We start from the raw sequence: 10,989 nt of genomic DNA, 5'->3' as shown, positions 1-10,989 counted from the left end.
CGCGCGCGTTGCCGCCGACATTACCTCTGCGGATGCCAATATCGTGCATATCGCGATGGACGAGGACGTGTCGCAGGAAGCCAAGCTGCTGCGCTTTGTCATTCAGGTCAGCGACCGCGTGCATCTGGCGAATGTGATGCGCCGCGTGCGCACGAATCACGACGTCATGCGTATCGCGCGCGAGCGTCCAAGCGACGAGCCGCATCATCGCAATCAGGACGGCGGCATGCGCATCGACCGGGAACGCGCCGACTACTGATCCTCCCATTTCCCGTTCGGCGCGGGAACGCGGCGTGCATGGCTGTCGTCGATCGATTCATTCATCGATGCACAGGAGAATGCGCCGCAATGAACACTTCCGATCTCGAAGGCCCCACGCTCGATTACTGGGTGGCGCGCGGCCTGCACGATTTCATTCGGGAAATCCACTTCACCGACAGCGGAGAGACGCTCTCCATTCGCGGCAACGATCGCGGCAAGCCCTGGGACGGACGGTTCCTGCCGTCGACGTCGTGGGATGCGGCGTCTGTCGTGCTCGAGCGCGCGTGCAAGCTCGAAATGCACGATCACGGGCGCGGTGAAGTCGTATGCACGGTGAGCTTTGGCAAGGACGGCGAAACGATGGAAGGGCGCGGCGAGTCGCTACGGACCGCGTTGCTGCGGGCCTTCGTGCGGCATTCGTTTGGCGACAGCGTCGAGGATGAATACCCGCGTCGCCCGCAAGCGCTGACGGGCCTGCAAGCCGATCCGATCGAAGAGTCGAGCGCGGTGACGTCGTTATCGGTGGAGGATATGCCGCGGCCGGAAGCGCATATCGGCGATATTGGTTCAACGCCTCGGCAATAAAGCGCCGCAGAAACAAAAAGGGCCTTCCGTCCGGAAGGCCCTTCGAAAAATGGCGCGGCTGGCAGGATTCGAACCCACGACCCCTTGGTTCGTAGCCAAGTACTCTATCCAACTGAGCTACAGCCGCACGCAGAAGCGGAATTATAGCCAAGCCTATAAAAAAAGGGAAGTGCTGTTGACCGAATTATCGATACCGGCCCGGCGCGCACGTCCCGCACAAGGCCGCGTGGCGTGGTAACTTGGTGTTTTGGATAGCGCGCACTCAATCGGTTTGCATCATGAATAAGGCATTTGTCAAAGAGTCGGACGACAGCGACGACGATCTCGACCTCGGTCAGCCCGATGTCCCCGCTGGCACCAAGAACTACATCACGCCGGAAGGGCACAAGCGGCTGCGCGACGAGCTTCTGCAACTGCTCGATACCGAGCGTCCCGAAGTGGTGAAGCTGGTGTCGTGGGCCGCGTCCAACGGCGATCGTTCGGAGAACGGTGATTACATCTACGGCAAGCGGCGGCTGCGCGAAATCGATCGGCGGATCCGCTTTCTGACCAAGCGGCTGGATCTGGCGGAAGTGGTCGATAGCACCCGGCAGGAGAACGTCGATCAGGTGTTCTTCGGCGCGAGCGTCGATTATGCGGGCGATGATGGCGATGTGAAGACGGTGACCATCGTCGGCGTGGACGAGGTGGATCTGGATCGCGGTTTCGTGAGCTGGATCTCGCCGGTCGCGCGCGCGCTGCTGAAGGCGAAGATCGGCGATACGGTGTCGCTGCATACGCCCGTCGGCGTCCAGCAGATCGACATTCTCGACGTGCGATATCCGAGCTGATCGATAGGGTGATCGATGAGGTGATCGATAAGGTCGGTCAGCACGAAAAAAAGCCGCTCCGAGGAGCGGCTTTTTCAACTGCGATACTGCCGTGAAGCTTAGAAGCGGTGACGAACGCCAACCGTTGCCGACACGACATTCGACGACGAGGACATGCCCACGCCGTTGATCGTCGCGCCCAGCGGTGCGCCGTCGAGGCCGATCACGTGCTGATATTCGCCTTGCAGATACACGTCCGTACGCTTCGACAGCGCGTAGGCCGTTTGCAGATCGACCTGGTGCCACTTCGGCGACACGCCGTCGATACGGCTGTTCGTGTACGTGTAGTTTGCAGCCAGCGACAGAGCCGGCGTCAGGTTGTAGCGGCCGTTCACTTCGTAGTTCGTGAAGCGGACGTGGCCATCGCTCAGAGTTTGCGTCGTGCCGTTTTGCGTGCCGTTCGGCGCGATTGCCGAAGCGTCGTCGAGCATGGTTTGCGTGAACACGAAGCCGACCGTTGCCGGGCCGAATGCATAGCTGATGCCACCACCGAAGATGCGCTGACGGCCTGCGATGAACGGTGCGTCACCAGCCACTGCGCCATTCGCTTGCAGCGGGTTGTTGCCGTTGTTCAGTTGCAGGTAAGCCGCAGCGACGTTCAACGGACCGTAGTTATACGATGCGCCGACGCTGTATTCGCGGTTGTTGCTGAAACCGCCAGCCGCGTTCGAGAAGCCATATTGCGCGCCCAGCTTGAAGCCGGCGTAGTTCGCGCTCGTGTACTTGATCGAGTTGTTGACGCGGAAGGTGTTGTCGAGGTTGTCGTTATCGAACGGGTGGGCGAACTGCGTGCCGCCGTATTGCGTGCCCGTCAGAGCCAGCGGCCCGAGGTAATCGACCACGGAGTCATATTGACGACCGAGCGTGACCGCGCCGAACTGATCGCTCGACAGACCAACGAATGCTTGACGGCCGAACTCACGACCGCCTTGACCCAGCGTGCCGTTGTTGATGTTGAAGCCGTTTTCCAACGTGAAGATGGCCTTCAGACCGCCACCGAGGTCTTCAGCGCCGCGCAGGCCCCAACGGCTGCCGTTCACCGAGCCGCTGGTTTCTTTCCAGTTGCTGTGACCGTTCTGGTTGTTCGTGTAGGTGATACCTGCATCGATCAGGCCGTACAGCGTGACGCTGCTTTGTGCGTGGGCTGCGGTAGCGAAAACGCCCGTCAGGGCGGCGACCATGAGAGTCTTTTTCATCTTTGTAACTCCGAGAGCAGTGTGGGCCTTGGGAACCCAGCTTTGAGGAAACCTCGCTGCGTGCGCTGCGAGAGGCGCGTTCGCAGGAGCAATGTGTCAGGGGATGCGACACATTTGTTTCCGGACCAGACGAAGTGTAAAGACGCAGTTACAAGGTGTGGCGTTCCGAAATCCGCAATAAATCATTCTTGATTCAGCAATGATCGGAAATTCGCTTATTTTCCTTTTGATACAAGGCGTTATGGCCGAATAAAGTCGTAAGCCCGCAGGTGTCAACCAATTGACGTTGCGATTGCGCGACATGAATTGTCACGTATAAGCAACAGGAAGAATCCGATTTTCGGATTGTTGAGAAATCAGAAAGAGACGATTGCTAATAGTGCGCGTAATTATTGCGAAGTGCATCGCTATACTGAGGGCTCTGCTTTCCGAAGCAGACTTTTTCGTTGACGGAAAAAGATCTCCAAACTTTGTCAGCGCGACTTTCGAGTCGCGCTTTTTTTTGCCTGATTTTTCGCGCTTAAGCCGCGGGTTCTGGCTCGGCCTCGGGCGTGACAACATCGGTTTCGAGCGGGATCGCCCAGTCCTCCATGACGTAGCGGCGGGCGTCCATCGGCGATGAGAGCAGGTTCTGCCAGTGATCGCCGTGCCACGACGGATCAAATTCCAGTGACGATGCGACTTCGGTTTCAGGCGTGATCGCGGGTGCTGCGATCGATTTCATCCATTGAGCGATGCGTTTGAATTGGGTCATCATGTCTGACCTCCTTTTTACATTTCATTGCTAATTCACCTCTATATTGCTGACAGCGTTTCAATTCGACAAGGCGAGTTAACACTTACGTTTTGAATCGTCTTGTTACTAGTCATGTAATTTTTGCTTTTCGGTAATTGTTCTAGTTCAGCTATTTGATTTGCTTGCCAAGGATCCATTAATTGCGGCGACGCCTGATTAATCGCCTTCGCATTTAGTCCCACAGAAAGACGCTGATTTGGTTTGCCGAAAAGTTAATGCGGAAGTATTCGCAAAAGCCTGCGCAAGCCCGTGTGCTGGCGCGCTGGCGGCCGCCCAGTGAGCGGCGCATGACTGTCACGGAAAAACGCCGGAATACGGTGATTGGCTTAAGGGTTTTCCGCCATTGCAGGAACTTCGGCTTCTGAGGCTATTTAAAACTGCGACGAATACTGACACCTACGAATTTGCGCAAAATAAGTGAAAACACTAAGCAAAGACAAATCGGCATAATTGCCTGGAAAATTATGCCGAACGCTCGCGCGGTCGTTTATAAGCCGCCGCGTCCCTGTACGCTAGAATGACGCTTTCCGGTTTCACGGCGATCAGATCACCGTAATTCGCCGCCGCCATGCAAGCCAATCTGCCCACGCACGACTTTCCGCTTCCCTCCGAACCGCTCGTTTTCGTCGATCTCGAAACGACGGGCGGGACCTTCGGTATCGACCGAATCACTGAAATCGGCATTGTCGAAGTCGGACCGACGGGTGTGTCGCAGTGGACTTCGCTCGTCAATCCCGGCAAGCCGATTCCCGCGTTTATCCAACAGTTGACCGGCATCACGAACGAAATGGTGTCGGATGCACCGAGCTTCGAGCAACTTGCTGCGGACCTGCTCGAACGCATGAACGGCCGGCTGTTCGTCGCGCATAACGCGCACTTCGACCATAGTTTTCTGAAGAGCGAGTTCAAGCGCATCGGCATGCGATTCGCGCCGGACGTGCTGTGCACCGTGCAACTGTCGCGCGCGGTGTATCCCGCCGAAAGCCGCCACGGACTCGATGCGCTCGTCGTCCGTCATGCGCTCGTGCCGACCGCCCGCCACCGCGCGCTCGCCGATGCCGATCTGCTTTGGCAATTCTGGCGGCATCTGCATCGGGCGCACGCGCCGGACGTGCTGCGTGCGCATGTGGAACGCGTCACGCGCCGGTTTCAGCTTGCCGCGCATATCGACGAAGACACGATCGAAAATATCGATGCAGGCTGCGGCGTCTACATCTTCTACGGCGATAACGATGCGCCGCTCTACGTCGGCAAAAGCGTGCGGATGCGTCAGCGCGTGCGCTCGCATCTGACCGGGCCGCGTCGGTCATCGAAGGATGTGCGGCTGGCGGCGCTGGTGAGGCGTGTCGAATGGAGGGCGACGGGCGGCGAAATCGGTGCGTTGCTCGCCGAAGCGCAGTTCGTCGCGGATCTGAAGCCTGCGCACAATCGCGTTCACAAGCAGCGCGCGGGCGATTCGGGTGGCGCGCCGTGGCCGTATGCCGGCGCGATCGTGATCGAAGAGCGTGATGCGTCAACCGGCACGCACGCCTGTCATGTCGTCGATCGATGGCGTTATCTTGGCACCGCGCCGTCGCTTCATGAAGCGCGCGCGCTGATCGCTCAAGCCGATACGCGATCGTTCGAAGCCGCCATTCATCGCATTCTCAGCGACCGGCTCGCGCGCGGTCTGATCGTCAAGCCGCTTTCCCTTCCAACCGACGTTCCCGCCAGCGCGCTTTAACCCACCGCGCCGACACCGCCCGCCGCGCACACATGCGACAGCGCGCGCGTGAGCGGCGCATTCATCGATGAATCGTAGCGCGTGAGATGTTTCCATCGCGCGACGCTATCGGCGAGGCGCAGCGGACAATCGTCGGCGTGACGAATCGGTTCGATACGCGCGAGCGCGCCGAGCAGCGACTGCGTCAATCGATCGAGCTTCGGCCGCAGTTCCGTGGCGAGATCGGGCGGCGAGCCTTCGGGCGCGGCCTTCACCGCGCGCCAGTTTGCGAACAATGCGTTCTGCACATCCTTGCTGGCGTCGATCTGATCGCGGAAAAACTGATGCGCGAACTCGGGATCCAGGTCGGCCGCACGCGCTTTCTGATCGACGCTTTTCAGCAGCGCAGCTTCACGCGGTTCATCGGTGATGGCTTCGTGACGCGCCCATTTGTAGCGCGCGACCGGTTCGGCCAGCGCGAGCCGCTGCGAAACCAGCGCGATGAGATTGGTGAACGCGGTGTCGTCGCCATCGGCGTGGGCGGGAGTGGTGACAGTGCAAAACAACGCGGCGCAGGCGACGATGGTGCGAGAGAGGAGGCGCATCGGAAGAGAGGAGGAAAGCGGAAACGAGAGACGAGCGGCATCGAAAGGCCGCTCGAAAGAGGTCAGGAAAGAAGGGCGTGTGTTTCCCTGGCGTGAGCCATACGCGAGCCAAAAATCGGCCCATACGCACCGGGCGTCGTCATCACGACGGCGGCGGGAATGTTCAGCGCGTCCGCCTTATTTGGACGTTGCCGCTTTGCGCTGTTCGTCAAAGAACGCGCGCACGTGCTCGGGCAACTCGGTCGCCAGAAACTCGACCGCCGTCGGGTCCGCATCGGGGCATTGCACCGTGTCGGGCGTCGGGATTTTCGTCGGTTTCGCGTCCATCATTTCTCTCCTCGATAACAACAACAGATACCGCCTGCAAATAGCCGATGCCGCTTTTGCGCTGCCACATCCGGCTGTAAATCAGTAATGCGTCTTCAGTTAATTCGATTTATCGGATTTTGAGGCGCTAACTTGAGTTGGCACTTACACCGCATGATCGTTCGTGATCCAAACGGTAACTTGTGACCGATCTCGATTGAATCCGCCGCAAAAGCTACTTATTTCCGGGTGCAAAGCTCGTGAAGCCGGAAGCCATGCGGGGCGCGGGTCGGCGACAATGGCCTCATCGCGCACTAATAATGTAGCCTTTCCTCTATGGATATAACGATACCGGGAAACACGCGTTGACGCTTGATGGTGCAGAGCGGAAAATGGTTCGTTGTTGTACGAAAGCGCACATATGGCGTCAATCGATTAAGCACGACGGGGAAAGGTGAAATCACTGACCGTGATTTAAAAGAGACACGCAAGGCAAAGCGATTCGCGCATCACAGTTGCGCGTGGGCAAATGCTCGTTTGCCTGGCAATCGATCTTGCAAATGTCATTGCGCAAAGCAAAAAGCCCAGTCACGAGGACTGGGCTTTTTGCTTTGATGCGGTTGAATCTTGTTTGGTGCCGGAAAGAGGAATCGAACCCCCGACCTTCGCATTACGAATGCGCTGCTCTACCGTCTGAGCTATTCCGGCATCAGAGAAATGAGATTATAGCGACAGCTTTCTCGATTCCGCAAGCCCCTGAATCAAATTTTCTTCTCAAGGTGGTAACGAGTCACACGATCCACCTCATTTTTCGAACCAAGGAACACGGGCACGCGTTGATGAAGGCTCGTCGGCTGGATATCGAGAATGCGTTGCTCGCCGTTGGTTGCCGCGCCGCCCGCCTGTTCGACGATAAACGCCATCGGGTTTGCTTCGTACATCAGGCGCAGTTTGCCGGGCTTGGACGGATCGCGCTTATCGGCGGGGTACATGAAAATGCCGCCGCGGCTGAGAATCCGATGCACATCCGCGACCATCGACGCGATCCAGCGCATATTGAAGTCTTCCTTACGCGCGCCGTCCTTGCCGTCGGTCAGTTCGCCGACATAGCGTTGCACCGGCTCATACCAGTGACGGCTGTTCGATGCATTGATCGCGTACTCGCGCGTTTCGACGGGAATCGTCATATCGCGCTGGGTCAGCACCCACGAGCCGAGTTCGCGGTCGAGCGTGAAGCAGTTCACGCCGTTGCCGGTGGTCAGCACCAGCACGGTCTGCGGACCGTACACGGCGTAGCCCGCCGCGACCTGCTGCGAGCCGGGCTGCATAAACGCCTGTTCGCTCCGCTCCGCGCCGTCCGGGCAGCGCAGCACCGAAAAGATCGTGCCGATCGACACATTCACGTCGATATTCGACGAGCCATCGAGCGGATCGAAGGTCAGCAGGTAATTGCCCTTCGGATAGCGATTCGGAATCGGGAAAATCTTTTCCATTTCTTCCGATGCCATCGCGGCCAGGTTGCCGCCCCATTCGTTGGCTTCGAGCAGAATTTCGTTCGACAGCACGTCGAGCTTCTTCTGCACTTCGCCTTGTACGTTTTCGCTGCCCGCGCTGCCGAGTGCTTCGCCCAACGCGCCCTTGCTGACGTGGTAGCTGATCTGCTTGCACGCGCGCGCGACAACTTCGATCAGAAGGCGCAGATCGGCCGGCAGGTTCTGGTGTTCGCGCTGCTGCTCGATCAGATACTTGGTGAGCGTAGTGCGGCTTGAGATGGAGGACATGCGAGGCTCCGTGAGCGTTAGACGAATATTCACGATTCTAACCGCTGGACCTGACGCCTCCATGTGACAGCGTCCGCCATAAGTGAGAACGGCCGCCGCACTAGCTAAGTGCGGCGGCCGAAAATCGTGCCGAATCAACGCTTAGGCAGCCAGCGCTTTTTCCACGACCTCCCGCACATCACGCGACTTTGCCTTCGATGCGACTTCGCTCAGTGCCGCGTGCATCTTTTCGCGAAGCTGCGGCGTGAATCGACGCCACAATTCGAGGCCACGCGCCAGACGCGCCGCGACTTGCGGATTCAGCGCATCGAGTGCGATCACCTGTTCGGCCCAGAACGCGTAGCCGGAACCATCGGCGGCGTGGAACTGAGCGGGATTGCCACTGCAGAAGCTGAAAATCAGCGAGCGCGCGCGATTCGGATTTTTCAGCGTGAACGCCTGATGCTGCATCAGCTTGCGCACGCTGTCGATTACCTTCTTGTCCGGACCGCCGCGCTGCGTCGCTTGCAGCGAGAACCACTTGTCGATCACCAGCGCCTCCTTCTCGAACCGGCGATAGAAGTCGTCGAGCGCGGCATCGGCGACGGTGGCATCCGCGCCCTTCGTCGCGCTCGCGAGCAACAACGAGGCAAGCGCCGCCGAACGATCGGTCATATTGTTGGCGGCATCGTATTGCGCCTGCGCGAGCTTGACGGCATCGCGCGGATCGTCGGTCTGGCTCAGGTAGGAAAGGGCGAGGTTCTTCAGGCCGCGCTTGCCTGCATCGTCGGCGGTCGGGCGATATTCGCCCGGCGTGCGATTCGCTTCGTACAGCGCGAGCCACTTGTCGCGCAGCTTCGACGCGAGCTGGCGGCTCATAAAGACGCGTGCGGCGTGCACGGCGGCGGGATCGGACACCGACATCTGCTCGGCCAGATAGCTTTCCGATGGCAGCATCAACGCGAGTTCGCGGAAGGCGGGTGTGAGCGTGGCGTCGTCGAGCACGCGGGAGAAGGCGGCGATGATGTCATCGTCGAGCGTCAGTGTTTCGCCCTTGGCGGCGCGGCCCGCGAGCGCGAGCAACTCGCGCGTGGCCAGACGCTGTCCCGCTTCCCAGCGATTGAACGGATCGCTGTCATGCGCGAGCAGGAACGCGAGTTGTTCGTTCGTATAGTCGAATTCGACGATCACCGGCGCCGAGAAATTGCGCAACAGCGACGGCAACGGCGCTTCGTTCACATCGACGAAAGTGAACGACTGTTCCTGCTCGGTGAATTCGAGCACGCGCGTGGTGCCGTTCGGCTCTTTCTCGCCTTCCAGTTGCAACGGCAAATCCGCGCCGTTCGCGCCGATCAGACCGACCGCGAACGGAATCAGCAGCGGTCCTTTCTGCGTTTCGCGCGCGGCTTCCGAGGCGTCGCCGTAGCCTTGTGCGAGCGTCAGCGTGTAGCGCTTCGATGCCGCATCGTATTTTGCGCGCACCGATACGCGCGGCGTGCCCGCCTGGCTATACCAGCGCTCGAATTGCGCGAGATCGCGATCGTTGGCATCGGCCATGGCGGCGCGGAAGTCGTCGCAGGTCACGGCCTGGCCGTCGTGGCGCTTGAAGTACAGGTCCATGCCGCGCCGGAAGCCGTCGCGGCCGAACAGCGTCTGATACATCCGCACGACTTCCGAGCCTTTCTCGTAGACGGTCATCGTGTAGAAGTTGTTGATTTCGACGTAGCTTTCCGGGCGCACCGGATGCGCCATCGGACCCGCGTCTTCGGCGAACTGCATCTGACGCAGCACGCGCACGTCTTCGATCCGCTTGGTTGCGCGCGCGGCGGCGCTCGCGGCGCTTTCGACATCGCCTGCGGCCATATCGGCGGAAAATTCCTGATCGCGGAACACGGTCAGGCCTTCTTTCAGGCTCAACTGGAACCAGTCGCGGCAAGTCACGCGATTGCCGGTCCAGTTATGGAAATACTCGTGGCCGACCACCGCTTCGATATTCGAAAAGTCGATGTCGGTCGCCGTTTCCGGATTGGCCAGCACGTACTTCGTATTGAAGATATTGAGGCCCTTGTTCTCCATCGCGCCCATGTTGAAGTCGCTCACCGCGACGATCATGAAGCGGTCCAGATCCAGTTCCAGCCCGAAGCGCTTTTCGTCCCAGCGAATGGAGTTGATGAGCGAGTCCATCGCGTGTTGTGTCTTGTCGAGATCGTGCGGTTCGACCCAGACTTGCAGCAGCTTGTCCTTGCCGGAACCGGACTTGATGGTTTCCTCGATCCGCACGAGCTTGCCCGCGACCAGCGCGAACAGATAGCTCGGCTTCTTGAACGGGTCTTCCCACTTGGCGAAGTGACGGCCATCCGGCAAATCGCCTTCGTCGATCAGATTGCCGTTCGACAGCAATACCGGATACGCGTCCTTATCCGCACGCAGCGTAACCACATACGTGGACATCACATCCGGGCGATCGAGGAAATACGTGATGCGGCGAAAGCCTTCCGCCTCGCACTGCGTAAAGAAATTGCCACTCGATACATACAGTCCCGAAAGCGACGTGTTCGCTGCCGGATTGCAGACGCTTTCGATCACCAGTTCGAACGCGCCCGCCGGAATATTCCCGATGGACAGTCCGTTATCGCTCACATGGACGTCCGTACAGGCCACGCCATCGATCGACGTGCCGACGAACTCAAGTTGTTCGCCCAGCAATTCCAGGCGCTCGCCGGAGCCTGCCGGATTGCGCGAGAGGCGCATGGTGTTCTTCACGACCGTGCGCGACGGCACGAGATCGAACTCCAGCGCGACGGATTCGATCAGAAACGCGGGCGGCGTGTAGTCCTCGCGGCGGATCACAACGGATGCAGTGTTGTTGGTCATGGCAAGATCATGATGTTGGATTGAGCGGTCCGGCC

10 protein-coding genes and 2 tRNA genes are annotated in these 10,989 nt (G+C 59.3%); 4 read left to right on the top strand and 8 right to left on the bottom strand.

Annotation, left to right across the window (positions count from 1 at the left end):
- Both P7F28_RS20345 and P7F28_RS20340 read left to right on the top strand, forming a co-directional pair.
- Positions 1-259: ACT domain-containing protein (locus P7F28_RS20345; RefSeq protein WP_306805845.1), on the top strand; the 259-nt coding region annotated here is incomplete at its 5' end.
- Between the two features lie 89 nt (positions 260-348).
- On the top strand, positions 349-846 hold the full coding sequence (locus P7F28_RS20340) for a phage protein NinX family protein (protein ID WP_277184219.1): 498 nt from the start codon (positions 349-351) through the stop codon (positions 844-846).
- A 50-nt stretch (positions 847-896) separates the two neighbouring features.
- On the opposite strand, the gene P7F28_RS20335 is transcribed toward P7F28_RS20340, so the two are convergent.
- A tRNA-Arg gene (locus P7F28_RS20335) sits at positions 897-973 on the bottom strand.
- 151 nt (positions 974-1,124) lie between these two features.
- Here P7F28_RS20335 and greB point away from each other — a divergent pair.
- Entirely contained in the window at positions 1,125-1,676 is a 552-nt protein-coding gene (gene greB, locus P7F28_RS20330; protein WP_277186386.1) for a transcription elongation factor GreB, read from the top strand.
- A 98-nt stretch (positions 1,677-1,774) separates the two neighbouring features.
- Here greB and P7F28_RS20325 read toward each other — a convergent pair whose 3' ends face one another.
- The gene (locus P7F28_RS20325; RefSeq protein ID WP_277186385.1) at positions 1,775-2,911 is read right to left on the bottom strand and encodes a porin; all 1,137 of its coding nucleotides are present in this window, start codon (positions 2,909-2,911) and stop codon (positions 1,775-1,777) included.
- Between the two features lie 520 nt (positions 2,912-3,431).
- Entirely contained in the window at positions 3,432-3,635 is a 204-nt protein-coding gene (locus P7F28_RS20320; protein ID WP_277186389.1) for a hypothetical protein, read from the bottom strand.
- A 640-nt stretch (positions 3,636-4,275) separates the two neighbouring features.
- Between P7F28_RS20320 and P7F28_RS20315 the strand changes: the two genes are divergently transcribed.
- The gene (locus P7F28_RS20315) at positions 4,276-5,430 is read left to right on the top strand and encodes an exonuclease domain-containing protein (protein WP_277186384.1); all 1,155 of its coding nucleotides are present in this window, start codon (positions 4,276-4,278) and stop codon (positions 5,428-5,430) included.
- Here the strand turns inward: P7F28_RS20315 and P7F28_RS20310 are convergent.
- The 5 genes from P7F28_RS20310 to pepN all read right to left on the bottom strand — a co-directional run bounded on the left by P7F28_RS20310 (position 5,427) and on the right by pepN (position 10,954).
- Positions 5,427-6,014 carry a chorismate mutase gene (locus tag P7F28_RS20310; protein WP_277186383.1) on the bottom strand — a complete coding sequence of 196 codons (588 nt, stop codon included), beginning with the start codon at positions 6,012-6,014 and terminating at the stop codon, positions 5,427-5,429. The genes P7F28_RS20315 and P7F28_RS20310 overlap by 4 nt on opposite strands.
- A 177-nt stretch (positions 6,015-6,191) precedes the next feature.
- Positions 6,192-6,344, bottom strand: coding sequence for a hypothetical protein (locus P7F28_RS20305; RefSeq protein ID WP_277186390.1), 153 nt, complete (start codon positions 6,342-6,344; stop codon positions 6,192-6,194).
- 608 nt (positions 6,345-6,952) lie between these two features.
- A tRNA-Thr gene (locus tag P7F28_RS20300) sits at positions 6,953-7,028 on the bottom strand.
- A gap of 53 nt (positions 7,029-7,081) precedes the next feature.
- Positions 7,082-8,101: a class 1 fructose-bisphosphatase gene (locus P7F28_RS20295; RefSeq protein WP_277186382.1), complete on the bottom strand. Its 1,020-nt coding sequence runs from the start codon at positions 8,099-8,101 to the stop codon at positions 7,082-7,084.
- 141 nt (positions 8,102-8,242) lie between these two features.
- Positions 8,243-10,954, bottom strand: coding sequence for an aminopeptidase N (gene pepN, locus P7F28_RS20290; RefSeq protein WP_277186381.1), 2,712 nt, complete (start codon positions 10,952-10,954; stop codon positions 8,243-8,245).
- Positions 10,955-10,989: the final 35 nt, after the last annotated feature.

Origin of the sequence: Caballeronia sp. BR00000012568055, from assembly GCF_029439455.1 — a bacterium.
Taxonomy (GTDB): domain Bacteria; phylum Pseudomonadota; class Gammaproteobacteria; order Burkholderiales; family Burkholderiaceae; genus Caballeronia.
The sequence above is the reverse complement of the archived record's forward strand: the minus strand, read 5'-3'. Positions and strand labels throughout refer to the sequence as shown.